A 24,250-nucleotide genomic window follows, 5' to 3' on the forward strand; every position below is an offset into this window, starting at 1 on the left:
GACGTTCTCCATACGTGACGGGGGACTGAGCGGTGGGGTCAACACGTGACGGCAGGGGTGAGCGGTCGGGTCAACCGGCTTCGGGGACCCTGAAGGTGTGGCCGCGGTGCCACTGGAGGGTGACCCGGGTGCCGCGATACGCGGCGACGTCCGCGGAGGAGGTCTCCAGGTTCTGCTGGAGGGCGGTGAGCCGGCCGCCCGCGTCCAGGTCCACCAGGAAACGGGTGACGTCTCCGAGATAGACCACCTCGACGACGGTGCCAGTGGCGGTGGAGTACTGCGGGTCGCCCGCGTGGGCGGACTCCCCAAGGACCCGGATCTTCTCGGGCCTGATGCTGTACGTGCCGGGGGCGCCGACGATCCGCTGTGCCGACTCGCCCGACAGGAGGTTCGAGGTGCCGACGAACGAGGCCACGAACGGGGTCGAGGGGCGCTCGTAGATCTCGGCCGGGGTGCCGACCTGTTCGATGCGGCCCCGGTTGAAGACGGCGATGCGGTCGCTCATCGTCAGGGCCTCCTCCTGGTCGTGGGTGACGAACACGAAGGTGATGCCGACCTCGCGCTGGATCGCCTTGAGTTCGACCTGCATCTGCTCGCGCAGTTTGAGGTCGAGGGCGCCGAGCGGTTCGTCGAGCAGCAGCACACGGGGGCGGCCGACCAGGGCGCGGGCGAGCGCGACCCGCTGGCGCTGACCGCCGGAGAGCTGGGATGGGCGCCGGGTGCCGAACGCTTCGAGGCGTACGTCGGCGAGTGCCTTGCGGGCCCGGGCGAGCCGCTCGACCCTGGGCACCTTGCGGACCTTGAGGCCGTAGGCGACGTTCTGTTCCACGGTCATGTGCGGGAACAGGGCGTAGTCCTGGAAGACGGTGTGCACGTCCCGTTCGAAGGGGGCGAGCCCGGTGACCTCCTGGCCCGCCAGCTCTATCCGGCCGGCGGTGGGGCTCTCGAAGCCCGCGATCATACGCAGGACGGTCGTCTTGCCGGAGCCGGACGGGCCGAGCATCGAGAAGAACTCTCCGTCGGCTATCTCCAGGTCGACGCCGGTCACGGCGGCGGTATCACCGAACACCTTCCGCAGTCCCTGCAGCCGGATCGCGCGTGCCTCCATGGGCGGGAACCTTTCTGGTGCACTCTTACGTTAAACGAAAAGATATGAAGTCATAGTTCAAAGCTCAAGACCCCCTTAGGGTAAAGGTTGAGTCAACGCACAAGGTGGTGGCCGTGAAGCAGCCCGTCAACAGGAACGCCGGCGGCGCCCGGAGCGCCGTCTTCACCCCGGTGGACAGCCGGGCACGAGTGGAGACGGTCGTCCGCCGGCTCGGCGACGCCATCGAGCTCGGGCTGCTCGCCGACGGGGAGCAGCTGCCCGGCGAGAGCGAGCTGGCCGGGCAGCTCGGCGTGTCCACCGTGACCCTGCGGGAAGCGCTCATGGCGCTGCGGCAGCAGGGGCTCGTCACCACCCGCAGGGGACGCGGCGGCGGCAGCTTCGTCTCGCTGCCCGCGATCCCCGGCGAGGAGCGGCTCAGGGTGCGGCTGGCCGGCTGGAGCACGGAGGAGCTCCGGGACCTGGGCGACCACTGGGCGGCCGTGTCGGGCGCGGCGGCCCGGCTCGCGGCGCAGCGCACGGAGCCGGACGACCTCCAGCAACTGCGCCGCACGCTCGAGGAGTTCGATCAGGCCGAGGACGCGGCGGCGCGCAGCCGCGTCTACGGCCGGTTCCATGTGGAGTTGGCCGCGGCCGCGCAGTCCGCCCGGCTCACCCGCGAGCAGGTCGCGCTGCAGACGGAGGTCGGGGCGCTGCTGTGTCTCGTACTCGGGGACGACGCCTACCGTCAGGAAGTCGCCGGCCGTCACCGCGCCGTGATCTCGGCGGTGCAGGATGGGGCCGACGACACGGCCAGAGCACTGGCCGAGCGGTGTGTACAGGACTCCACGGCGCGGCTCATCACGCTGCGCCTCGCCCTGTAGCAGCGTCGAACCCGGTCCCCGTGCGCTGGAGGGCGCCCATGAGCAGGAGTCCCGGTCCGGCCGGTGCGGCGGCGACGCTGGATGTGTCGCCGCAGGCGCGGGTGGCGGCGCAGGCGCGGGTGGCGGCGCAGGTGCGTTCCGCGCTGGAGGCGGTGTTCGAGGCCGTCGAGGAGACGCGGGCGGACACGGCGGCGTTGCTGGCGCAAGTGGCCGGGCTGGGTCGTCGGCCGGCGACCGTGGATCTGGCCGGGCTGCGGCCGGGGCTTCATCTGCGGCTGGCGCGGCAGGAGCTGGTCTCGGGGGTGGGGTTCGTGGCCGCGCCGGGGCTGCTGGGCGATGTGCCGACGTGGCTGGAGTGGTGGCAGACCGGTGCGGACGGGGCGCTGCGGCCGTTGCTGCTCGACCTGGACCCGCGGCAGTCGGCGTACTCGGATTACACGCACTGGGACTGGTTCGCGCTGCCCCGTGACACCGGGCGCCGGGCGGTGGCCGGGCCGTATGTGGACTATCTGTGTTCCGAGGAGTACAGCCTCACCCTGTCCGCGCCGGTGCAGGTGGAGGGGCGGTTCGCGGGGGTGGCCGCGGCGGATGTGTATCTGCGGCACTTCGAGACGGCCGTGATGCCCCTGCTGCAACGGCTGCCGGGCCCGGCGCACCTGGTCAACGCGCGCGGCCGGGTCGCCGCGTCCGCCGACCCCGCACACCTGGCCGGCTCCCTCACCAAGGGCCCCGACTTCGCCGCCGTCCTCACCCAGGCCCGGCCGGAACACTTCGACGGCCTGCACCTGATGCCCTGCGACGGCGTCCCCCTCGTCCTCGTCATGGCCGAGCGGTGAGCTCCGGCGCCGTCGGCGACCTGAACGCCGACGGAGCCGGAGTCTCGAACCGCCTCACCTCTCCGGTGAGGGCACCACGCTGAGATGGTTCGACGTGCGGCCCGCGCGACGCGGCCTGCGAGGGCCGTCCGCCGGGCGGCGCGCCTCGCGCAGCACCAGCGTCATCCTCGTATAGCCCATGTCCTGAAGGGTCCTCGGGGTCTCCCCCACCACCCGGCAGTCGGTGCCCCAGCGCGGATCGGGGTGCAGCAGCGGGCGTACGGCACCGTCGTGCTCGACGGCGTTCGCCCCCACCGCGCGGATCCAGTGCGGCAGGCCGTGACGGTAGGCGGCTTCCATGATCGGGTCCTGGGCGATGTCCCGGCGGATGGACAGCAGACCTCGGTCCTGGCCGTGGCGCTCCACCGCGGCGGCGAAGTGCGCCAGCATCGGCAGGCACCAGCTCGACTCGTGCTCGCCGAGGATCGTGGCCGCGTCCGGGTGGAACAGCACGAACCGGAGGAAGTTGTCGCCCGGCATGGCCGTCGGGTGCGGCCCCACGCCGCCGAAAAGTGTCTCGAACGCGGCGTTGGACAGGACGACGTCCCAGCGGTGGTCGAAGACCACGGACGGGAAGGAGACGGATTCGAGGAGCGCGGCGTAGTCCTGCAGATACGCCTGAGCCTCCACACTCGCGGGGACGGGTCGCGGCGCCGGCCGCTGCCCACCTGCCTGATACGCCATCGGGAGGTCACCCCTCTTGCCCTTGCGGCCTTCACGCGGCGCCCTGATCCTGCTTCCCGGAGCAGAGTCATGTCAACTATCGTGGCATTTGGCGCGCGTTGACGGCTGAATCTCGCCACAGTTGTGGCGAGACCTGGATGTGAGTTCGAACCAACCGCTAATCTCCCGATGGTTCCTGACCATCACCGGATGGTGCCGGATCAGCATGAGAGCCGTGTGAGAGACCTGAGAAGAGACGTAGGAGATCTGTCGGTGACGGATGGCCTGGAAGTTCCGGACGCCACGGCGACGGTTCTGCTGCCGGCCGTCGTGGCCCGTGTCGCAGCCCTGGCCGACCGGCTGGGCGTGGCGCACGCGGAGGTCTTCGACGTCGGCCGCCTCTCGGTCGCCTCGGGCGTCCCGGAGCCCGTGGTGAAGGCCCTGCTGAGCGGGCGCCCCGCCGGTGAGCCGGATCTTCAGGCCCGTTTCCTCCAGCGGCTCGACCTGCTGCGCCGCACCCGGCTCAAGCCCAACAGGCGCCGGTACACCCAGCAGGAGATCGCCGACGGCGCGGGCATGTCGCGCCAGCAGGCGGGGGCCCTCATCAACGGGGACCGCCGCCCCACCATGGAGCACTGCGACGCCATTCAGCGCTTCTTTAGGGTGCACGCCGGATTCCTCACGGCTGAGGACCCCGAGGCGCTCGCGGGCACCCTCCAGCGCTCCGAGCAGGAGCTCCTCCAGCAGCTCGCCGACCGGGAGCGCGCGGCGGCCATGGCCGTCGACGACCCGCTGGAGCGGCTGTTGCAGGACCACGGCGTCCGCGGAATCGCCTGGCGGGCCGCGCAGCTGCCCACCGACCAGCACCGCGACAAGGTGGCGGAGTGGCTCGACATGCTCCTGGAGAGCGTCAAGCGGCCCGAGTCCTGATCCGGGGGAGAACTGTGGGCATCGGAAGGGAAATGCGCCGCCTGTGCGGCGAGTTGGTCGCGGAGCTCTCGCTCCCGGCGCCGGCGGAGCCCGCCGACCTCTACGCCGCGCTGTGCGACGGCATGAGCAGACGCCGCGGCCGCCCCGTCCAGTACCGTACGGCCGCGTTCCCGCCCGGGACCGCGAGCGGGCTGTGGCTCGACATGGCCGACCAGGACCTCGTCGTCATCGAGGAACGCACCGCTCCCGACCACCAGTTGGTGATCCTCGGCCATGAACTGTGGCACATGAAGGCCGGGCACTGCAGCCACCACGTGGAGGGCGCCGCCGTGGCGGCCCGTCTGCTCAGCGACACCGCGGATCTTCAGGCGACCGTCCTGAAGGTCGCCGCGCGAACCCGCTTCGAACTCTCGGACGAGAAGGAGGCCGAGAGCTTCGGTCTGCTGCTCGCCAGCAAGTGCCGCAGATGGCTGGCCGGTTCGTCGCTGCGGGGGCCCGTGCGCCGCGACGACGTGGCGGGCCGGATCGAGGCGTCGCTGGGCTATCGCGGGCCGCAGGGCTGAAGACGCTTCGACATGGACGGATCCAGCTACTACATACCGGCTGCTGCCATGGGGGTCGCCCTCGCGGCCAAGGCACCCGCCTTGATCCGCGGCTGGCGCGACCCGCTGTTGCGTTCCGTGGGCGTGCTCCTGGCTCTGGCCGGTCTGGTGTTCCTGTTCGCGGCCCCGCCGACGATCGCTGAGGTCAACGCCCTCACCGGGATCCCGAACATCTCGGCACCGCTTGTCTACTGTGTACTGAGTGCCTTCAGCGCGTCCTGCCTGGTGCTGATCATCAACTGGCGCGGCGGGCCGCCCGAGGTGACCCGCCGCCTCTCTCGCCGCTGGATCGCCGGATACAGCGTGGTGAGCGTCGCCCTGGTCGTGCTGTTCCTCCTCGGGGAGGCCCCTCAGGAGCGGCTGCGGGACCTCGACACCTATTACGCCAACACACCTTTCATCCGCGAGATGATCGTGCTCTATCTCGCCGCGCTCACGGTCGCGGGTGTCGCCATGAACGTGATGTGCTGGCGCTGGGCGATCCAGGTACGCGGCTGGCTGCGGGCCGGGCTGCTGGTCATCGCGTTCGGCTTCATGTTCAACATCCCTTACGCGGCGGCCAAGTTCACCGCCGTGGTCGCCCAGTGGAACGGCGGCAACCTGGACTACCTGAGTACCGATGTGGCCCCCGTACTGGCCTCGGCAGGCGCACAGATAAGTGCGGTCGGCTTCTGTCTCCCACTGGCCTGCCAGCGTATCGGGGACAACTGGATCACGTGGTCGACCTACCGCCGGCTCGGGCCCCTGTGGCGCGAGTTGAAGCCGGTCTCGACCTTCGCCGACCGTGCGGTACGCATCTCCTGGTGGTCGTCGGCAGATCTCCAGGTCACCCAGCGGGAGTCAGACATCCACGACGGCATGCTCGGCCTGTACCCCTACTTCGATTCCGAGGTCCGCTGCCTCGCCTACGACGCGGCCGTGGCCGCGGGCTCCGAGCCCGCCCAGGCGCAGGCCGAGGCCGACGCGGCGATGGTGACGGCGGCGGTGCGGGCGAGGTCCGCCGACCCTGAGGGCAGGGTCATCAGCTCAGCGGAGGCAACCGCCCCGTTCTCGTCCTTGGACGGTCCACGCGACCTCGTGCGGATGTCCAATGCCCTGCGTCAGTCACCCGTCGTCGCGGCCGCCCGAAGGCAGGCCTCGACCAGGTCAGAGAGCGACTTCCATGAGCGAACCCGCTAGCGTCCCCCGGGGCGCGGCACCTGGCAGCCGCGGCACGGCCTCCCCCAGAGCCGTCGTCATCGGCGCGGGACTGGCCGGCATGCTGGCCGCCGCCGCCCTGCACCGACACGCCGAGGTCACCGTCGTGGACCGCGACGTCCTGCCTGCGGAGCCCGCGCCGCGCAAGGGGCTCCCGCAGGCCCGCCACGCTCATCTGCTGTGGTCCGGCGGCGCCCGCGCGATGGAGGACCTGCTGCCCGGTGTGACCGCCGCCTGGCTGGCCGCCGGCGCCCGCCGGATACCCCTCCCGACCGGCCTCGTCTCACTGTCGGCGCAGGGCTGGCTCCGGCGCTGGCCCGAGATGGAGTTCATGATCTCGTGCACCCGCGACCTGCTCGACTCGGTCATCCGTGAACAGGTTGCCAAAAAGGAGGGGGTCACCCTCTTGGCGGGCACCGAACTGCTCGGTCTGGAGGGCGGGGCCTTGCGGGTGACGGGAGTACGGGTGCGGACGCCCGAGGGCGAGGAGCGCGTCCTGGAGGCCGATCTGGTGGTGGACGCCTCGGGGCGCGGTTCGCGCTCCGTCGCCTGGCTGGACGCACTGGGCGTGCCACAGGCTCCGATGGACGAGGTCGACTCCGGACTCGCGTACGCCAGCCGGATCTTCCGGGCACCCGCAGGCACCGAGGACTTTCCCGTGGTCAACGTGCAGCCGGATCCGGCACAGCCCGTACCCGCGCAGTCTGCGACGATCGTTCCCGTCGAGGGCGGGCGCTGGCTGGTGACGCTGTCGGGCACCCACGGCGGCCAGCCGACGGCCTCCGCCGAGGAGTTCGAGGCGTTCGCCCGCGGCGTCAGAGACCCCGTCGTGGGCGAACTGATCGCGCACGCGGAGCCGCTGACGAACGTCGTACTCACTCGCAGCACCATCAACCGGCGGCGCTTCTTCGAGAAGGTGAAGGACTGGCCCGAGGGATTCGTCGCGATCGGCGACGCCGTCGCCACGTACAACCCGGTCTACGGGCACGGCATGTCAGTTGCCGCCCAGGGCGCGGTGGCGCTGCGCGAGCACGTGGCCGAGCACGGACTCGCGGCCCCCGGACTCGCGCGCCGGGCGCAACGTGCCGTGGCCCTTCCGGTGAAGATCGCCTGGGAGCTGGCCACGGGCACGGACATCCGCTACCCCGAGGCGATCGGCAAGCAGCCCGGGGGCACGCAGAAGCTCCTGGGCCGCTACGTGGAGCGGCTCATGCGGACCGCGACGGGCCGGCCGCTGGTCGCCCAGGCGTTCCTCGGCGTGATCACGCTTTCGAGGCCGCTCTCCACGCTCGTCAAGCCCGAGGTCCTCTTCGCAGTACTGCGCGGCCCGCGGCGCTCTCCCCTGGCCGGGCCGCCGCTCACACCTGAGGAGCGCAAGGCGGTGCTGACCGCGAAGGAGCCGTCGGGCACGCAGGCTGCCGGCTGACGTCTCCCTGGACCTGGAGGGATGACGGGCGCGTCAGCCTCCGGGTCCTGGAACCCACCGGCATCACGTCGCGCTGCGTTCGCTCGCCTGCCTCAAGTCCCGTTCCACCGCCCGGTTCCGCACGGTGTCGGGCCGGCCGGCCGCGCTGCCCGGGCGGCCGGCCCGCAGCAGTTCGCGCCAGTGTTCGCGGCTCCAGTGGGCGGGACGGGTGGTGCCCGTGAACTCCTCGACCAGGGCGAGGAAGCGCGCGGGGTCAGTGTGGAAGGGGAAGTGGCCCGCGCCCTCGAAGATCTCCAGCCGGCTGCCGGGCATCGCCTCGTGCGCGCCGTACGCGTGCCGCACCGGCACCACGCTGTCCCGGTCGCCCCACAGCAGCAGCGTGGGCATGCCCTCGGTCAGATAGCAGCGGTCGAGCATGGTCACCGCCTGCCCGCGCCAGTCCACGACGGCCCGCAGCGTACGGATGAAGGCACTGCGCGAGGTCACGTCGGGCAGTGCGTCCACCAGGGTCAGCAACTCCGGCGCGTCCTGGCCCAGATCGGTGTCGAGGAGCCTCATCAGCCGTGCGAACATCCCCACTTGGAACCGCATGCCGGGCAACCGCAGAGTGGAGAGCATCAGATGCGCGCCGGGCAGTGAGACGGCCCGCAGCACCGGGTTGACCTCCCGTCCCACTCCCCCGGCGCTGACCAGGATCAGCCGCTCGGTCCGCTCCGGGAACTGGTACGCGAACTGCATCGCGACCCCGCCGCCGAGCGAATGCCCGACCAGCGTGGCCGACTCGATGTCGAGCGAGGCGAGCAGATCGCGCACCCCGTTCGCGTACGCGGCCACCGAGTAGTCGGCCCGCGGCTTGTCCGAGGCGCCGTGGCCGAGGAGGTCCGGCGCGATGACCGTATGGGTGCGGGCGAGGTCGGGGATCAGCTCGGCCCAGGTCGCCGAGGAGTCCCCGATGCCGTGGATGAGCACGAGTACGGGACCCTCGCCGGCCATGCGGTAGGCGCGGCGGTAGCCGTGCACGACGCGGTGGTGCAGCCGGAGTTCGCCGTCGCCCACCGGGCGCAGCCGCAGTGCGCGCCGCGGGCGCGGTGGTGGGACGTCGACCATGGCTCGCCTCCCGTTCCCCAGGCCGCCGCGGAAGCGGCCGTAGGCCCTTCCTTTCAGCGTAGGGCCCCTGCCCCACAAGGGATTTCGGGGATGTTTCGCCTCCGCTAAGCGGGCGAACCTCGGCGTACGGAAACGGGATTGTCAGTGGTGGACGGCAAGCTGGACGTGTGCCACCGGTGTGCCCGGGGGCGCACGCAGTTCACGTACCGCACGACGAAGCCGACCAAGGGGAGAGCCGACCGATGCCGACAGCCGTACTGACCGACCGCGAACGCGCCGCCGTGCAGGCCTATCTCCGCCTCCTCCAGACCGTACGAGCGACGTTCGACGGTCCGCCGGACGGCCGCCGACCACCCGCGGTCCCCACCGCCGCACTGGCGGAGGCGGAGCAGGCCCTGTCCGCCGCGGGCCTCGCGGGCAACGAGGAGGAGTTCTTCCACCTGCTGCGCAGTTGGTGCCCGGAGGGGTAGGGCCTCTCCCAGTGGTGCCACACAGGCCGGTGTGCGCAAGGGTCAGTGGTGCGGCACCGTGACAGCCGTCGCCACCAGGCCCCGCCGGACCGTCCAGCGGCCGTCGAAGGCGTCGAGCCGCCGGCCGTTCACCAGGGGGCCGGGGACGAGGAGTTCGGCGCGGAATCCGCCGGACAGGGCCTTGCCCTGTGCGGCGGGCTCCGTGAAGATCTCGATGTCCGCCTCGAGGAAGTCCAGCCACTTGCCGGTGAGGGGGAACCACGCCTTGTAGACGGACTCCTTCGCGCTGAACAGCAGCCGGTCCCAGTGGACGTCCGGACGGGACCGGCCGAGGTCGTACAGGCGGCGCTCCTCCGTCGGCAGGGCGACGGAGGAGAGGACTCCCTCCGGCAGTCGGTCGTGGGGTTCCGCGTCGATGCCCAGACTGGCCAGCTCACCGGCGCGGACCAGCACGGCGGCGCAGTACCCCTCGCAGTGCGTCATGCTGCCGACCAGCCCGGCCGGCCACCGCGGGGCGCCGCGCTCCCCGGGCAGCACCGGCTGCGGGGGCACGCCGAGCTTCTCCATGGCGCGCCGGGCACAAACGCGTACGGCGGTGAACTCGCGGCGGCGCTTCTCGACGGCCCGCGCTATGACCGCCTGCTCCTCGGGGTACAGCGCCCCGTCCACCGCCGCCTCGTCACCGTGGGCCTCCACGGCCACGACCGCCGCCGGGAGCAGCTCCTCGATCACCGGGCTTCGACCTCCATCGGCAGAATGCGGCGCAGCGTGCCCGGCGGTGTCTGCCGCCTGCGCCATTCGCGGGGGTAGCCCACGGACACCTCTTCGAAGCGGACGCCCTCGTGGTGGGTGGTCCGCGGAATGTGGAGATGGCCGTAGACCATCACCTCGGCCCGGAATCTGCGGTGCCAGTCGGCGGTCAGCCGGGTGCCGCACCACATGGCGAACTCCGGGTAGTGCAGGACCTCCGTGGGGTGCCGGTCCAGCGGGTAGTGGTTGACCAGCACGGTGGACAGCTCGGGGGGCAGCTGCGCCAGCCTGCGCTCGGTCTCGGCGATCCGGGCCCGGCACCAGGCGTCGCGGGTCGGGTAGGGGTCGGGGTGCAGCATGAACTCGTCGGTGCAGACGACCCCGGTCCCGTGGGCGTACTCCAGCCCCTGCTCCTTGGTGTCGCAGCCCGCCGGCAGGAAGGAGTAGTCGTAGAGCAGGAACAGTGGTGCGACGGCCACCGGGCCGCCCGGCCCCTCCCAGACGGGGTACGGGTCCTCGGGCGTCGTCACACCCAGCTCACGGCACAGGTCGACGAGGTGCTCGTAGCGGGCGAGGCCGCGCAGGGTGACGGTGTCCTTGGGGTGGGTCCACAGCTCGTGGTTGCCGGGTGCCCAGATCACCTTGCGGAAGCGTCCGGCCAGCGTTTCGAGGGCCCAGCGGATGTCGGCCACGGTCTCCGCGACATCACCGGCGACCAGCAGCCAGTCGTCGTCCGACTCGGGGCGCATCTTCTCGACGAGGGCGCGGTTCTCCGCGTATCCGATGTGCAGATCGCTGATGGCGAGCAGCTGTCCACGACCGGCCGTCGACTCCACGCTCGCCCCCTTCATGAACCGGTTCCCCGAGAAACGATCTACCAGAACCGATCTTCATCAACCCGGACGTGAAACACAAGAACACATCCGCGCGCGCCCGGACAAGGGCACGCCGGGGCACGTCACCACGAGCGCTCGGATCACTCGAGCACGGCTGCCGTGAATCCGTAACACGCGTGTAGCAGTGAGGGGGTCCCGGAGGGCCTATGATCGCCCCAACATACATCCGTCTCCGACGCTCTCTTGCGTACGGCGGTTTGGTGTACCTCCCTACTCCCCTGGCCGGGCCCGGCCTGCTTCGCCGTGCCCGCAAACCGTGAAAGGTGGCTTGCATGGGCTCTCGCGTACGCGTCTGGCTCAACCGCACGTACGCGGAGAACGTGTTCTTCATGGATCAGCTGCGGCGAAATCCGCACGACCGGGCGGTCGAGATCCATGCCACGCACGCTGACGCCGACTCACCCGTCCTGGCCGCGGCGGACACCTCCGCCATGGAACCCGAGGGCCTGTCCCCGGCGGGCTACGTCGAGTACGCCCTCGACCAGTGCGCGCGCCGCGGCATCGACGTGTTCGTGCCGCGTCTGCACCAGGACGCGGTCGTCGCGCATCGCGCGGACTTCGCCGCGGCCGGTACGGCCCTGCTGGCGCCGCCCGCCGAGGCCGTGGCCGTCTTCCAGGACAAGGCGACGGCGTACGAGGCGGTGCAGGCGATCGGCATTCCGGTGCCGCCGTGGCGGCGGGTGCGGACCGAGGACGAACTCCTGTCCGCTGTCGAGGAGTTGGAGGCGGGCGGATACAAGGCGTGCTTCAAGCCGGCGGCCGGCGCGGGCGGCGTGGGTTTCCGCATCATCACGCGCACCCCCTTCTCGCTCGCACACCTCAACGGCTTCCCCGGCCCCTATGTGCAGCTGGACCTGGTCATCCAGGCCGTGCGCGACGCCGATGAGCCGGTGGACTGGCTGGTCATGCCGCACCTCGGGCAGCCGGAGGTGTCCGTGGACTGCCTCACCGGGCCCGACAACCGGATCCGGATGGCGGTGGGCCGCACGAAGAACGGCCGCCGCCGGGGCTTCACGCTCCACGAGCAGTGGATCGATCCCGCCACCCGGCTCGCGGAGGGCTTCGGGCTGCACTACCTCTCCAACATCCAGTTCCGGATGTTCGGCGACAAGCCGGTCCTGATGGACGTCAACACGCGCCCGGCCGGCGGCCTGCACCAGCTCTCGCTGTGCGGTCTCAACGCCCCTTGGGCGGCAGTGCAGTTGGCGCTGGGCGAGGACCCGGGCGAGGTGGCTCCGCCGTTCCTGGGCACGGACTACACGGTCGTGTCGGGACCGCGCCCGCTGCGGGCGGTCTCGCTCCCCCAGCAGCGCACGGAGGAGCCGGAGACCGTGCTGCCGGCCGTGCCCGCACCGGCCGCGAAGCCTGTCTCCGCACCGCCGGCGGAAGCGGGGGCACCCGCCACCGCGCCGGCCTAGAACATCGCCTTACCGGTCTGGACCAATCATGGCGCAGCATCTTGACACCGTGATTGGTCCATACCAACTTGGTTGCGCACTCTTCGGCACTCCCGCACCCCCATCACCTTCAGGGAGATCGCGTGCGCATCACGATGTTCAGACGCTCCAGACGTTCCCTCCTCGCCCTGCTGGGCTCCGCCGCCCTGGCTCTGGCCGGGGCGGTCGCCCTCCCCGGCACGGCCCAGGCGGCCAACATCCTGTCCAATCCCGGCTTCGAGTCGGGCAGCCTGTCCCCCTGGTCCTGCACGGGAAATCTGGGGTCGGTCGTCTCCAGTCCCGTGCACGGCGGCTCCAAGTCCCTTGCGGGAGCCGTGAGTTCGAGTGACACCGCACAGTGCAGCCAGACCGTCCCGGTGCAGCCGAACACGACGTACAGCCTGTCGGGCTGGGTGCGCGGCAGCTATGTGTACCTCGGCGTGGACGGCGGCGCCTCGACCTGGACGACGTCCACGTCGGCGTACAGCCGGCTGTCGGTCTCCTTCACCACCGGCGCCTCGCAGACCAGCGCCAAGATCTATGTCCACGGCTGGTACGCGCAGGGCACCTACTACGCCGACGACATCAGCCTGGACGGTCCGGGCGGAGGCGGCTCGGACACCCAGGCGCCGACGGCTCCGGGCAGCCTCCGCTCCACCGGCAAGACCTCGTCGAGCGCGACCCTGGCGTGGAACGCCTCGACGGACAACGTGGGCGTCACGACGTACGACGTCTACAGCGGCTCCAACCAGGTGCTGAGCGTCTCCGGTACGACCGCCACGGTCAGCGGGCTGTCGCCGAGCACGGCGTACACGTTCACTGTGAAGGCGCGGGACGCGGCCGGGAACACCTCGGCGGCCTCCAACTCCGTGTCCGTCACGACGGACGCGGGCAGCGGCGGCGGCACCGGCTTCAAGCAGGCCGCGCCCTATCTCTACCTCGGCTGGGGCGATCCGCCGAGCGCGACCTCGGTGATGAGCTCGACCGGCATCAAGTGGTACACGATGGCGTTCATGCTGGACTCCGGCGGCTGCAACCCCGCCTGGGACGGCAGCCGGCCGCTGACCGGCGGCAACGACCAGAGTGTCATCAACTCGGTCCGCTCCGCGGGCGGTGACGTCGTCCCGTCGTTCGGCGGCTGGTCGGGCAGCAAGCTCGGCGCCAACTGCTCCTCGGCGAGCGCGCTGGCCGGGGCGCTGCAGAAGGTGATCGACGCCTATGGCCTCAAGGCGATCGACATGGACATCGAGAACACGGACGAGTTCGAGAACGCCACCGTCCAGGACCGCATCCTGACCGCGCTGAAGACGGTCAAGGCCAACAATCCGGGCCTGCGCACGATCGTCACCTTCGGCACCACGACGACCGGCCCCACCTACTGGGGCAACCGCCTCATCGAGCAGGCCCAGGCCCTGAACGCCGGCATCGACGTCTTCACGATAATGCCGTTCGACTTCGGCGGCGGCTCCGACATGTACGGCAACACGGTGAACGCGACCGACGGTCTGAAGGCCAAGCTCAAGTCGACGTTCGGCTGGGACGACGCCACCGCGTACTCCCACATCGGCATCTCCGGCATGAACGGCCTGTCCGACCAGCAGGAGAACACGTCGCCGGCGACCTGGACCCAGATCCGCGACTGGGCCAACTCGCACCACATCGCCCGCCTCGCCTTCTGGTCGGTCAACCGCGACCGGCCGTGCCCCGGCGGGGGCGTGGTGAGCAACTGCTCCGGCATCAGCCAGAACACCTGGCAGTTCACCTCGATCACGGCCGGTTTCACCGGCTGAGTCTCAGCGTGGGGGTGCCCCGACGGGGGCACCCCCACGCGTTCGTCAGAAGCGGCCCGGCCCGCGGTACAGCTCCAGCTCGCCGTCCAGTTCGACGGCCAGCACCGTGGCGTGCGGGTCGAGGTCGGCCGCGGCCGGCGGTTCGATCCAGAGCACGCCCGGTGCCTCGTGCAGCCCGCCGATGACCCGGTGGGCCAGCTCGGTCCCGCTGCCGAGCACCGTGACCCGGCGCACCGTGCCCGCCATGCCGCGTACGCCGATCTCGGCGCGCGGTGCGTCGAAGAGGGTCAGATACAGCGTGCGGCGGTCCGCCGAGAGGGTGCTCGGCCCGTAGTGGTGGCCCGCGGGCAGTCCGCGCACGGTCCCGTAGACGGCCTCCGCGTGCTTGGCGATCCAGTCGCCGAGGCCCTCGAGGCGCTCGACCTGTTCGGCCGGGATGGTGCCGTCCTCCTTCGGACCGACGTCGAGGAGCAGATTGCCGCCGCCGCCGATCGTCTCGGTGAAGTAGCGGATCAGCTGGGTGACCGATTTGTGGTTGTGGTCGTGGTGCTGGAAGCCCCAGGAGTCGTTGATCGTCAGGCACAGCTCCCAGGGGCCCTGGGGCGGCACGACGGGAGCGCCCTGCTCGGGGGTCGCGTAGTCGCCCTCGCTGAGCATGCGGGCGTTGAAGACGACGTCCGGCACCTCGGAGCGGATGAGCGCGGCGAGTTCGGGGATGCGCCACTGCTCCTCACTGCGGTCCCACTCGCCGTCGAACCACATGAGGTCGGGCTTGTAGCGGCTGGTGAGTTCGCGGATCTGGCCGTCTCGGTAGGCGATGAACCGCTCCCAGGCGGCCAGGTCCTCGTACTCGGCGGCGACCTCGGAGTAGCGGTTGTCCGCCAGCTCCGGCGGGCGTCCCGGCTTGCGCGTGGAGGCGTAGTCGGGGTGGTTCCAGTCCGAGTGCGAGTAGTAGAGGCCGACCTTGAGGCCCCGCTCGCGCAGTGCGTCGGCGTAGCCGGATATCAGGTCCCGGCCGACGTTCAGGTTGCCGTGGGCGGTGTCCCACAGGGCGACGCCGTCGTGGTGGCGGCTGGTCAGGACCGCGTACCTGGCGCCGGCACGGGCGAACAGCGCCGCCCAGTCGCGCGGGTCGTAGCGGGCGGCGGTGAAGCGGTCGAACTGGGACATGTACTGGTCGTGCGGCACGATGTCGTCGTAGAACGACCACGATTCCTGGACGCCGTCGACGGCGTAGACGCCCCAGTGGACGAAGATCCCCAACTTGGCGTCGGTGAACCACGGCTGCATGGACACGGCTGAACTCCTCGGCAGTACGGGGTCACTTCGGGGGCGACAGAGGGCGGTGGCGGGCGGCGGGCGGGCACGGGGATGCCCGTGCCCGCCCGCCGCGAGAGGCGCCCTACTGGGCGGTCGCGGCGCGCTTCAGACGGAGCGTCAGTACCTGGAAGGGCCGCAGTTCCACGGCGACCGCGCCGTCACCGTCGACGACCGCGTCGCCGGCCCCCTCGGCGAGCGGTCGCTCCAGCAGGTCGGTGACGTGGACGCCCGCGAGCGGGAAGCCGGTGCGCAGGGTGCCCCGGGACCGGCCGCCGCCCGACTCGTAGAGGCGCACGACGACATCGCCCGAGGCGTCGTCGGCGAGCTTGACCGCTTCGACGGTGAGGCCGGCGCCGTCGACGGACACGACCGGCTCCGGCGCTCCCTGGGCGTCCGCGACCCGCAGCGGCAGGTTGAGGGCGTAGCCCTCCGCGACCGCGTCCTCGATGCTCGCGCCGGGCAGCAGCGCGTAGGTGAAGCGGTGCCGGCCCTGGTCGGCCTCGGGGTCCGGCACGCGCGGGGCGCGGACCAGGCTGAGGCGGACCGTGGTGGTCGTGCCGCCGTCCTCGCGGACCGTGCGGGAGACGTCGTGGCCGTAGGTGGAGTCGTTGATCACGGCGACGCCGTAGCCGGGTTCGCCGATGTGCACCCAGCGATGGCCGTAGACCTCGAAGCGGGCCGCCTCCCAGCTGGTATTGGTGTGGGTGGGGCGCTGGACGTGGCCGAACTGGATCTCGGCGGACGAGTGCGGGGCGCGCAGGTCCACCGGGAACGCGGCCTTGAGGATCTTCTCGGCCTCGTGCCAGTCGATCTCCGTCTCGACGTCGATGCGGCGGCTGCCGGCCCGTACGGTGATCGTCTGGGTGATCTTCGAACCCTTGCCGAAGGAGCGCTCCACCCGGATCGCGCCGATCAGCGGGTCCTGTTCGACGACCGTGACGGAGTCGGCGTCCAGCAGGTCCGTGTAGCGGTTCTTGTAGTGCTTGTCGATGTCCCAGGCGTCCCAGTAGTTCGGGAGGTCGGTGTGCAGCCGGAGCAGGTTGCCCTGGTCGGCGAGGACTTCGCGGTCCGCCGTCAGATCCCTTACGGAGGCGAGGGTTCCGTCCTCGGCGACCTCGACGCGGACCAGGCCGTTGTCGAGGACGCGGCCGGTGACCGTCACCGGCCGCGGGGGTGCGGCGCCGTCGAGGGGAGCGCTGCCGCCCGCCGGTACCTCCACGTACGCCGGGGCCCCGGTGGACGTACGGACCACCTCGGCGCGGTCGCGGGGGCTCGTGTTGAAGACGCGCGGACCGCCGCCGCCGAGCGCGGCCACCGCCTCGGCCGTCAGCTCCTCCAGTTCCGTGGCCACCCGGGCGTATTCGGCCTCGGCCTCCCGGTGCACCCAGGCGATCGACGAGCCCGGCAGGATGTCGTGGAACTGGTGGAGCAGGACCGTCTTCCACAGGCGGTCCAGCTTCTCGTACGGGTAGGCGTAGCCCGGCGCGTGCAGGGCGGCCGTCGTCGCCCACAACTCGGCCTCGCGCAGCTTGTGTTCGCTGCGGCGGTTGCCCTGCTTGGTGCGGGCCTGGGAGGTGTAGGTGGCGCGGTGCAGCTCCAGGTAGAGCTCGCCGACCCAGACCGGGGCGTCCGGGTACTCCTCGCGGGCGGCCTTGAAGAACGCGTCGGGATGTTCGACGACGACCTTCGGCGAGCCCTCCAGGTCCGCCAGCCTGCGCGCCCGTTCCATGATCTCGCGGGTGGGGCCGCCACCGCCGTCGCCCCAGCCGAACGGTGCCAGGGAGCGCGTACCGCGGCCCTTGTCCGCGTAGTTGCGGACCGTGCGGGACATCTCCTCGCCGCTGAAGCGGGCGTTGTAGGTGTCGATCGGCGGGAAGTGCGTGAAGATGCGGGTGCCGTCGATGCCCTCCCACCAGAAGGTGTGGTGGGGCAGCTTGTTGGTCTGGTTCCAGGAGAGCTTCTGGGTCAGGAACCACTCGTTGCCGGCGAGCTTGGCGAGCTGCGGGTAGGAGGCGTTGTAGCCGAAGGAGTCCGGCAGCCACACGCCCTTGGTCTCGACGCCGAAGTGCTCGATGAAGAACCGTTTGCCGTGGATCAGCTGGCGGGCCAGCGCCTCGCCGCCGGGCAGGTTGCCGTCGGCCTCGACCCACATGCCGCCGACCGGCGCCCACTGGCCCTTCTTCACCGACTCCTGGATGCGGGCCCACACGTGCGGGTAGTTGTCGCGCACCCACTCGTACTGCTGGGCCTGCGAGCAGGCGAAGATGAAGTCGTCGTACTCGTCGGCGAGCGAGGTGACGTTGGAGAAGGTGCGGGACGTCTTCCGCTTGGTCTCGCGGATCGGCCACAGCCAGGCGGAGTCGATGTGCGCGTGGCCGACGCCGGAGAGGGTGTGGGCGCTGGCGTGCGCGGGCCTCGCGAGGGCCGGGGCCAGGACCTCGCGGACGGCCGTCGCGCTGCCGGAGATGTCGTCCAGGTCCAGCGCGTCCAGGGCCCGGTCCAGGGTGTGCATGATCTCGTGCCGGCGCGGGTCGTGCTCGCCCAGCTCCAGCATCAGCTCGCGCAGCACCTGGACGTCCAGATCGAGGTGCCAGACCTCCTCGTCGAGGATGGCGAGGTCGGCGCGGCGGAAGGTGTAGAGCGGCTTGTCGCCCGCGGTGAGGACGTCGCCGAGCGGGGTCGGGCGCGCGAAGTCGCCTGCGAGGATGTCGGGGTTGGAGGCCGCCTCGACCAGGTAGTCGATCTCCTCGCCGCCCGTGGCCGGGTTGCCGATCGGCACGTACTGGTTGAGCGGGTTGACCGCCTTGAGCGGGGTGCCGTCGGTGCGGTGGACCAGCGCCTCGGCCTGGTTGCCGGGCCAGTCGCCGGTGAAGCCGAGGTCGATGACCGCCTCGACGCGCCGCCCGGCCCATTCGGCGGGCACCCGGCCGCGCATCCGGAACCAGGTGGTGCCCCAGGGCGGCCCCCACGGGGTGTCCATGGCGAACGGCGCGTACGAGGCGGCCGCGGCCTCCTCGAAGGGAACGGGCTCGCCCGGCGCCTGCCAGGCCTCGACGGCGAAGGGGACGGCGGCCGCGTAGACCGCGGGCTTGATGCGCTGGTTGTGGATGCGCTCTACGCGCTCCTCGATCCGGCGGCGTTCGTCGTGCATGAAAGTCTCCAGGAAGATCCAGGAATATCCGGGAAGCAGGAAGATCCAGAAAGATGGAAAGCGCTTACTTAAGGTACGTCAGACCTGGGTGGACCGAGGTGTATCCGTCGACCAGCCTGCGGGCCACGTTCACGGAGTCCACGAGGGGGTGCAGCGCGAAGGCCTTCACGGCCGTCGCACGGGAGCCGGACTCGGCCGCGGACAGCACCTCGCGCTCGACCGCCTTCACCGCGCACACCAGGCCCGTGGCGTGGCCGGGGAGCGGGTCGACGGCGACCGGGTGCGCGCCATTGGCGTCGACGAGGCACGGGACTTCGATGACGGCCTCGGCGTCGAGGACCGTGAGCGCGCCGCGATTGCGGACGTTGAGGATCAGCGTCGTGCGCTCGTCCCGGGCGATGGCCCGCATCAGGGCGAGGGCCACCTTCTCGTAGCCGCCGGAGAGGTCGTCGGCGTCGCGCTCGCCGGCGCCCGCCGCGTCGCGGTTCTCGGCCATGTACGTGGCCTCGCGCTCGGCACGGGTGCGGTCCCAGGCCGACAGGGCGGAGGAGTCCGCCCGCTTCATCTCCTCGTAGAACCGCGCCTGCTGGTCGCGCAGGAAGGCGCCCCGGGTCTTCTCGGCCTCGCTGTAGGCGCGTACGGCTTCCCGGTTGAAGTAGTAGTAGTGCAGGTACTCGTTAGGGATCGCGCCCAGCGACCGGAGCCAGTCGGGGCCGAAGAGCTTGCCCTCCTCGAAGGAGCCGAGCAGTCCGGGGTCGGCGAGCAGGCGCGGGAGTTCGTCGCGGCCCGCGACGCGCAGACCGCGTACCCAGCCGAGGTGGTTGAGGCCGACGTAGTCGATGAAGGCCTCGCGCGGGTCGGCGCCGAGCACGCGGGCGATGCGCCGGCCGAGGCCGACCGGCGAGTCGCAGATGCCGATGACACGGTCGCCGAGGTGGCGTGACATGGCCTCGGTGACCAGGCCCGCCGGGTTGGTGAAGTTGATGACCCAGGCGTCGGGGGCGAGCCGGGCCACGCGCCGCGCGATGTCGACGGCGACCGGGACCGTGCGCAGTCCGTACGCGATGCCGCCCGCGCCGACCGTCTCCTGGCCCAGCACACCCTCCGCCAGCGCCACCCGCTCGTCGTCGGCGCGCCCCTCCAGTCCCCCGACGCGGATCGCGGAGAAGACGAAGTCGGCGCCGCGCAGGGCCTCGTCCAGGTCGGTGGTGAAGCTCACCTCGGGCGCGTCCGGATCCCCGGCGGCCTGTTCGGCGAGCACGCGGGCCACGGCCGTGAGCCGCCCCGCGTCCAGGTCGTGCAGCACGACCCGGGTGACGCGGCCCTCGGCGCGGTCCCCGAGGAGCGCCCCGTACACGAGCGGCACCCGGAACCCGCCACCGCCCAGAATCGTCAGCTTCACGCTTGCACCTTTCCTGCCACGATCACCTCGACGCCCGCTTCCTCCAGGGAGGACCGCGTCGCCGCGTCCACCGGCCCGTCCGTCACCACCGCGTCCAGGTCCTCGGGCCCGCAGACCCTGGCCATCCCCGTGCCGGGGAACTTCGCCGAGTCGGCGAGCAGGACGACCCGCTCACCCGCCCGGATCATGGCCCGCTTGACCGGCACCTCGACGACCGTCGTGTCCATCACCTGCCCGCCGGGCCGCACTCCACTGGTGCCGAGGAAGAGCCAGTCGGCGTGCAGCTGACGCAGATTGTCCTCGGTGAGGAAGCCCACCAGGGAGCGGTACTCGCGGCGGACCATGCCGCCGAGCAGCACCAGCTCGATGCCCTCGTCGTCCGCGAGCTCCTCGTAGACCACCAGGTTGCTGGTGATCACGGTGAGCCGGCGGCCGTGCAGCTGCCGGGCCAGCCGGTAGGCGGTGGTGCCGATGTCGAGCAGCACCGACTGACCGTCGGCGACCATGGCCGCGGCGTGCACGGCTATGGCGTCCTTCTCGGCCACCCGCATCTCGGCGACCTCGGCGAAGGGCTGGTCGCCCTCCTCCACCACGGCGCCGCCGTGCACCCGGGTGAGCAGGCCCTCCTCCTCGAGTCTGAGCAGGTCACGCCGGACGGTGGCGGGGCTCACGCCCAGCTGCTCCGAAAGGTCGGTCACGGCCGCGGGGCCGCCGGAGCGCAGGGCCCGCAGGATGAGTTGATGTCGTCGCTCTGCCAGCACGCGATGAACAGTACTCGTCATCTTCGATCATTTCTATGCTCAGTTCTGCTCGACTCTTGCCAAATTCTCGAGAGACGCGCACGATCCTGTGCACCGCTTGCAGACTTTTGACGAGAGGATGCGCCCGTGGGCGACGAACGGCCCGATGTCCTGCTGACCGGGCTGCTCTTCTACGACCTCGTCCTCACCGGGCTGGGCAAGCCGCCGACACCCGGTGAGGAGATCTGGACCGAGGGCATGGGCGTGAGCCCCGGCGGTATCGCCAACCTGGCCGTGGCCGCCTCCCGTTTCGGCCTGCGCACCTCGCTGGCCACGGTCTTCGGCGACGACCACTACGGCGCGTACTGCCGGGGTGTGCTCGCCGGCCAGGAGGGCATCGACCTCTCGCTCTCCCGTACCGCGGACGGCTGGCACACCCCGGTCACCGTCTCCCTCGCGTACGGCCACGACCGCGCGCTGGTCACCCACGGCCAGGACCCTCCGTACTCGCAGGACGCGCTGATGGGCGACCCGCCCGAGGCGCGCACCGCCCTCGTGCACATCGAGGCCGAGCCGCACGCCTGGCTCGCAAAGGCCGCCGCGAACGGCACCCGGATCTACGCGGACGTCGGCTGGGATCCCACCCAGCAGTGGTCCCGCGACCTCCTCGACCAGCTCTCCCTGTGCCACGCCTTCCTCCCCAACGAGGCCGAGGCGATGGCGTACACCCGCACCGACAGCGCGATGGCCGCGCTCGGCACGCTCACCGACCTGGTGCCGGTCGCCGTGGTCACGCGCGGCGGGGACGGCGCGGTCGCGGTGGACCAGACGACGGGCGAGTACGCCGAGGTACCCGCCCTCGACATCGATGTCCTGGACCCGACGGGCGCCGGGGACGTCTTCGGCGCGAGCTTCGTCGCGGCCTCGCTCGGCGGCTGGCCCCTGGCGGAGCGGCTGCGCTTCGCGGTCCTCGCCGCCGGACTCTCGGTACAGCGGCACGGCGGTGCGCTGGCCGCGCCCGGCTGGTACGGCGTCCACCGCTGGTGGCACTCGCTCGAAGACCCCGGACTGCGGCGCGCGTACGGCTTCCTGGCCGACCGGATCCCAGCGGACCCGGGGCCGCCCGTCCGGCACGCGCCCGTGACTCCCCCCGATGCCACGCGTCGCCCGAGCACCTCCCGATGACCCCACGTGTGACACCCCGTATGACCCCACGCATGACTCCTCGTACGCGAAGACCGAAAAGATCCGAAAGGCGGTGGGAGCAGTGCGGCTCTCACGAAGAGGCCTGCTGCGCGCGGGCCTGGCCGGTACGGCCGCCACCGCGCTCGGCGGCCTGGCGACCGGCTGTGCCGTCCCGACCGGTTCCACCGGCCGGAACATGGTGCTGTGGTACTGGAGCGGCGGGCTGAGCCCCAAAGTCGTCCAGGACGCCAAGGCCCGCTACGACAGCGCGGTGAACCTACAGGCCATCCAGATCGGCGGCTACTACCGCTCGAAGCTGATGACCACGATGACCGGGCGCGCCCACATCCCGGACATCGTCGGGCTCAAGGGCGAGGACATGGCCTCGTACCTGCCGAACTCCGACCAGTTCGTGGACCTGCGCGCGCTCGGCGCCGACAGGCTCAAGGACCGGTATCTGCCCTGGAAGTGGGACGAGGGCATCGCCGAGGACGGCTCGATGGTGGGCTTCCCCATCGACTGCGGTCCGGTCGCGCACTACTACCAGCCGGCCGTCTTCGAGAAGGCGGGACTGCCGTACGAGCCGGCGGACGTCTCCAAGGAGCTGGACACCTGGGAGAAGTTCCTCGCGGCCGGTGAGCGGCTCAAGAAGCGCGTCCCGGGTGCGTTCATCCTCACGGACGCCCTCAGCATCTACGGCATGTCGGTCAACCAGACGACCAAGCGGTTCGTCGACAGGGACCGGCACTTCATCGGCGACCAGGAGCATGTGCGCACCGCCTGGGACCGGGCTGTCGAGGCCACCCGCCGAGGCCTGGTCTCGAAGATCATCAACGGGACGCCGGACAACATCTCGGCCACCGAGCGGGGCCTGCTGCCCAGCCAACTGAACGCCTCCTGGGCGGCCGGCGACATCAAGCTCAACACGCCGAAGACCAAGGGCAAGTGGCGGGTGGCGAGCTGTCCGGGCGGCCCTTCGAACATCGGCGGCTCGTTCCTGGCGATCACCAAGGCGTGCCGGGAGCCGGAGAAGGCCTTCGAGATGATCACCTGGATGCTCGACGCGGGCAACCAGGCCCAGGGATTCGTCGACTCGGTGCTCTTCCCGTCCACTCCGGCGTCGTACGGCATGAAGAAGCTGCGCGAACCCGACGCGTTCTTCGGCGGCCAGATCACCATGGACGTCTTCGGCCCGGCGGCGGAGAAGATCCCGGTCGCCTTCAACAGCCCGTACGACATCGCGCTCAAGACCCCGATCGACGACGAGCTGCGGAACTTCTCCGTCCTCGGCAAGGACCCGGAGAAGGCCTGGAAGGACGCCATGAGCAAGTGCCGGCGCATCGCCGACCATCTGGGGGTGAGCTACTGACATGGCTACCGCACCCGTGGTCGAGACCTCCCCGGCGGTCGTGTCCGCCACCCCAACCGCCCGCTCCGGGAAGGGCGTCCTGAGCCACTGGCGGCTGTACGCCGCGATCTCCCCCTTCTATCTGCTCTTCCTCGCCTTCGGTCTGATACCGGTCGGCTTCTCGCTCTACCTGTCGTTCCACCGCTGGGACGGGCTCGGCTCGATGGAGTTCGCGGGGCTCTCGCAGTACCGCTATCTGCTGTCGGACAGCCAGTTCTGGACCTCGATCGGGAACACGATCGTCATCTGGGCGCTGGCCACCATCCCGATGATCCTCCTGGCGATGGTCACGGCGGTGCTGCTCAACTCCGCGGTCCGCTTCAAGAACGTCTACCGCTTCGCCTTCTTCCTGCCGAACGTCACCTCGATCGTGGCCGTCGCGATCATCTTCGGCTCGGTCTTCTCCACCAACTTCGGCCTGATGAACGCCGTGTTGCAGGCGGTCGGACTTGACCAGGTGGCATGGCTGAACACTCCCTGGGGCATCAAGGTCGCCATCGCGACCCTCATGACCTGGCAGTGGACCGGCTACAACGCGATCATCTTCCTCGCCGGTCTCCAGACGATCCCGGGCGAGCTGTACGAGGCGGCGCGGATGGACGGCGCCGGGCCCCTGCAGACGTTCTTCCGCATCACGCTGCCGCTGCTGCGTCCGGTGCTGCTCTTCGTGCTGGTCATCTCGACCGTCACCGGACTCCAGAGCTTCTCCGAACCGCAGGTGCTGTTGCAGACCACGGACAACAACTCGTCGTTCGCGGGCGGCCCGGGCCACGCGGGCCAGACCATGGTCCTCTACTTCTTCCAGCAGACCTTCGACAACAACGACTTCGGCTACGGCGCCGCGGTGGCCTGGGGCATCTTCCTCGTCGTCGTCCTCTTCTCGATCATCAACTGGCGCCTGGTGCAGCGCCGGGGCGAAGAATAGGAGGCCGCC

Annotated in this window: 21 protein-coding genes; 12 read left to right on the forward strand and 9 right to left on the reverse strand. The window is 70.7% G+C overall.

The features are described from left to right. Nucleotides 1-70: 70 nt before the first annotated feature. Entirely contained in the window at nt 71-1,108 is a 1,038-nt protein-coding gene (locus SAVERM_RS09180) for an ABC transporter ATP-binding protein (RefSeq protein WP_010983177.1), read from the reverse strand. A 104-nt stretch (nt 1,109-1,212) separates the two neighbouring features. Here SAVERM_RS09180 and SAVERM_RS09185 point away from each other — a divergent pair, with 104 nt between their 5' ends. Both SAVERM_RS09185 and SAVERM_RS09190 read left to right on the forward strand, forming a co-directional pair. Next, complete coding sequence (locus SAVERM_RS09185) at nt 1,213-1,968, forward strand: FadR/GntR family transcriptional regulator (RefSeq protein ID WP_010983178.1); 756 nt, start codon at nt 1,213-1,215, stop codon at nt 1,966-1,968. A gap of 38 nt (nt 1,969-2,006) precedes the next feature. Then, nucleotides 2,007-2,804, forward strand: a complete 798-nt coding sequence (locus SAVERM_RS09190; protein ID WP_010983179.1) for a cache domain-containing protein — start codon at nt 2,007-2,009, stop codon at nt 2,802-2,804. Between the two features lie 54 nt (nt 2,805-2,858). Here the strand turns inward: SAVERM_RS09190 and SAVERM_RS09195 are convergent, their stop codons facing one another. Next, a complete protein-coding gene (locus SAVERM_RS09195) occupies nt 2,859-3,527 on the reverse strand; it encodes an MmyB family transcriptional regulator (RefSeq protein ID WP_010983180.1) in 669 nt (222 codons plus the stop codon). 252 nt (nt 3,528-3,779) lie between these two features. Between SAVERM_RS09195 and SAVERM_RS09200 the strand changes: the two genes are divergently transcribed. Genes SAVERM_RS09200 through SAVERM_RS09215 form a run of 4 tightly spaced genes read left to right on the forward strand, consistent with a single transcriptional unit; the run spans nt 3,780 to nt 7,661 of the window. Beyond that, a complete protein-coding gene (locus tag SAVERM_RS09200; RefSeq protein ID WP_010983181.1) occupies nt 3,780-4,436 on the forward strand; it encodes a helix-turn-helix domain-containing protein in 657 nt (218 codons plus the stop codon). A 32-nt stretch (nt 4,437-4,468) separates the two neighbouring features. Continuing rightward, a complete protein-coding gene (locus SAVERM_RS09205) occupies nt 4,469-4,999 on the forward strand; it encodes a hypothetical protein (protein ID WP_010983182.1) in 531 nt (176 codons plus the stop codon). A gap of 12 nt (nt 5,000-5,011) precedes the next feature. Beyond that, on the forward strand, nt 5,012-6,217 hold the full coding sequence (locus SAVERM_RS09210) for an MAB_1171c family putative transporter (RefSeq protein WP_010983183.1): 1,206 nt from the start codon (nt 5,012-5,014) through the stop codon (nt 6,215-6,217). Beyond that, a complete protein-coding gene (locus tag SAVERM_RS09215; protein WP_010983184.1) occupies nt 6,201-7,661 on the forward strand; it encodes an FAD-dependent monooxygenase in 1,461 nt (486 codons plus the stop codon). Before SAVERM_RS09210 ends, SAVERM_RS09215 begins: the two co-directional genes overlap by 17 nt. Nucleotides 7,662-7,724: 63 nt before the next feature. On the opposite strand, the gene SAVERM_RS09220 is transcribed toward SAVERM_RS09215, so the two are convergent. Beyond that, complete coding sequence (locus tag SAVERM_RS09220; RefSeq protein ID WP_010983185.1) at nt 7,725-8,768, reverse strand: alpha/beta fold hydrolase; 1,044 nt, start codon at nt 8,766-8,768, stop codon at nt 7,725-7,727. A gap of 242 nt (nt 8,769-9,010) precedes the next feature. Between SAVERM_RS09220 and SAVERM_RS09225 the strand changes: the two genes are divergently transcribed. Further along, the gene (locus tag SAVERM_RS09225) at nt 9,011-9,238 is read left to right on the forward strand and encodes a hypothetical protein (protein WP_037647422.1); all 228 of its coding nucleotides are present in this window, start codon (nt 9,011-9,013) and stop codon (nt 9,236-9,238) included. Between the two features lie 42 nt (nt 9,239-9,280). Here the strand turns inward: SAVERM_RS09225 and SAVERM_RS09230 are convergent, their stop codons facing one another. Together SAVERM_RS09230 and SAVERM_RS09235 are read right to left on the reverse strand one after the other, a co-directional pair. Beyond that, entirely contained in the window at nt 9,281-9,970 is a 690-nt protein-coding gene (locus tag SAVERM_RS09230; protein ID WP_010983187.1) for a 4'-phosphopantetheinyl transferase family protein, read from the reverse strand. Beyond that, nucleotides 9,967-10,839, reverse strand: a complete 873-nt coding sequence (locus SAVERM_RS09235; protein ID WP_010983188.1) for a metallophosphoesterase family protein — start codon at nt 10,837-10,839, stop codon at nt 9,967-9,969. The genes SAVERM_RS09230 and SAVERM_RS09235 overlap by 4 nt, the downstream gene beginning before the upstream one ends. 317 nt (nt 10,840-11,156) lie before the next feature. Between SAVERM_RS09235 and SAVERM_RS09240 the strand changes: the two genes are divergently transcribed. Next, nucleotides 11,157-12,302, forward strand: a complete 1,146-nt coding sequence (locus tag SAVERM_RS09240) for an ATP-grasp domain-containing protein (protein WP_010983189.1) — start codon at nt 11,157-11,159, stop codon at nt 12,300-12,302. A gap of 134 nt (nt 12,303-12,436) precedes the next feature. Next, nucleotides 12,437-14,110: a carbohydrate binding domain-containing protein gene (locus SAVERM_RS09245; protein ID WP_171033242.1), complete on the forward strand. Its 1,674-nt coding sequence runs from the start codon at nt 12,437-12,439 to the stop codon at nt 14,108-14,110. A 45-nt stretch (nt 14,111-14,155) separates the two neighbouring features. On the opposite strand, the gene SAVERM_RS09250 is transcribed toward SAVERM_RS09245, so the two are convergent. The 4 genes from SAVERM_RS09250 to SAVERM_RS09265 form a co-directional block, all read right to left on the reverse strand. Then, the gene (locus SAVERM_RS09250; protein WP_010983191.1) at nt 14,156-15,406 is read right to left on the reverse strand and encodes an alpha-L-fucosidase; all 1,251 of its coding nucleotides are present in this window, start codon (nt 15,404-15,406) and stop codon (nt 14,156-14,158) included. 106 nt (nt 15,407-15,512) lie between these two features. Beyond that, nucleotides 15,513-18,581 (reverse strand): alpha-mannosidase, encoded by a 3,069-nt coding sequence (locus tag SAVERM_RS09255; RefSeq protein ID WP_010983192.1) that lies wholly within the window; start codon nt 18,579-18,581, stop codon nt 15,513-15,515. 64 nt (nt 18,582-18,645) lie between these two features. Continuing rightward, entirely contained in the window at nt 18,646-19,983 is a 1,338-nt protein-coding gene (locus SAVERM_RS09260; RefSeq protein ID WP_010983193.1) for a 6-phospho-beta-glucosidase, read from the reverse strand. Then, the gene (locus SAVERM_RS09265) at nt 19,980-20,744 is read right to left on the reverse strand and encodes a DeoR/GlpR family DNA-binding transcription regulator (RefSeq protein ID WP_037647418.1); all 765 of its coding nucleotides are present in this window, start codon (nt 20,742-20,744) and stop codon (nt 19,980-19,982) included. The genes SAVERM_RS09260 and SAVERM_RS09265 overlap by 4 nt, the downstream gene beginning before the upstream one ends. Before the next feature lie 126 nt (nt 20,745-20,870). Between SAVERM_RS09265 and SAVERM_RS09270 the strand changes: the two genes are divergently transcribed. From SAVERM_RS09270 to SAVERM_RS09280, 3 genes are all read left to right on the forward strand, one after another. Then, the gene (locus SAVERM_RS09270; RefSeq protein ID WP_010983195.1) at nt 20,871-21,908 is read left to right on the forward strand and encodes a carbohydrate kinase family protein; all 1,038 of its coding nucleotides are present in this window, start codon (nt 20,871-20,873) and stop codon (nt 21,906-21,908) included. Between the two features lie 82 nt (nt 21,909-21,990). After that, on the forward strand, nt 21,991-23,277 hold the full coding sequence (locus SAVERM_RS09275) for an ABC transporter substrate-binding protein (RefSeq protein WP_037647415.1): 1,287 nt from the start codon (nt 21,991-21,993) through the stop codon (nt 23,275-23,277). A 1-nt stretch (nt 23,278) separates the two neighbouring features. Further along, the gene (locus SAVERM_RS09280; RefSeq protein ID WP_010983197.1) at nt 23,279-24,241 is read left to right on the forward strand and encodes a carbohydrate ABC transporter permease; all 963 of its coding nucleotides are present in this window, start codon (nt 23,279-23,281) and stop codon (nt 24,239-24,241) included. Nucleotides 24,242-24,250 lie beyond the last annotated feature (9 nt).

Source organism: Streptomyces avermitilis MA-4680 = NBRC 14893 (assembly GCF_000009765.2).
Lineage (GTDB): Bacteria > Actinomycetota > Actinomycetes > Streptomycetales > Streptomycetaceae > Streptomyces > Streptomyces avermitilis.

What these genes read in the sequence shown, in the direction of transcription:
- SAVERM_RS09180 (WP_010983177.1), bottom strand. Translation starts at nt 1,108, where the DNA reads ATGGAGGCACGCGCGATCCGGCTGCAGGGACTGCGGAAGGTGTTCGGT.
- SAVERM_RS09190 (WP_010983179.1), top strand. Translation starts at nt 2,007, where the DNA reads ATGAGCAGGAGTCCCGGTCCGGCCGGTGCGGCGGCGACGCTGGATGTG.
- SAVERM_RS09195 (WP_010983180.1), bottom strand. Translation starts at nt 3,527, where the DNA reads ATGGCGTATCAGGCAGGTGGGCAGCGGCCGGCGCCGCGACCCGTCCCC.
- SAVERM_RS09205 (WP_010983182.1), top strand. Translation starts at nt 4,469, where the DNA reads ATGCGCCGCCTGTGCGGCGAGTTGGTCGCGGAGCTCTCGCTCCCGGCG.
- SAVERM_RS09210 (WP_010983183.1), top strand. Translation starts at nt 5,012, where the DNA reads ATGGACGGATCCAGCTACTACATACCGGCTGCTGCCATGGGGGTCGCC.
- SAVERM_RS09215 (WP_010983184.1), top strand. Translation starts at nt 6,201, where the DNA reads ATGAGCGAACCCGCTAGCGTCCCCCGGGGCGCGGCACCTGGCAGCCGC.
- SAVERM_RS09220 (WP_010983185.1), bottom strand. Translation starts at nt 8,768, where the DNA reads ATGGTCGACGTCCCACCACCGCGCCCGCGGCGCGCACTGCGGCTGCGC.
- SAVERM_RS09225 (WP_037647422.1), top strand. Translation starts at nt 9,011, where the DNA reads ATGCCGACAGCCGTACTGACCGACCGCGAACGCGCCGCCGTGCAGGCC.
- SAVERM_RS09235 (WP_010983188.1), bottom strand. Translation starts at nt 10,839, where the DNA reads ATGAAGGGGGCGAGCGTGGAGTCGACGGCCGGTCGTGGACAGCTGCTC.
- SAVERM_RS09240 (WP_010983189.1), top strand. Translation starts at nt 11,157, where the DNA reads ATGGGCTCTCGCGTACGCGTCTGGCTCAACCGCACGTACGCGGAGAAC.
- SAVERM_RS09245 (WP_171033242.1), top strand. Translation starts at nt 12,437, where the DNA reads ATGTTCAGACGCTCCAGACGTTCCCTCCTCGCCCTGCTGGGCTCCGCC.
- SAVERM_RS09255 (WP_010983192.1), bottom strand. Translation starts at nt 18,581, where the DNA reads ATGCACGACGAACGCCGCCGGATCGAGGAGCGCGTAGAGCGCATCCAC.
- SAVERM_RS09280 (WP_010983197.1), top strand. Translation starts at nt 23,279, where the DNA reads ATGGCTACCGCACCCGTGGTCGAGACCTCCCCGGCGGTCGTGTCCGCC.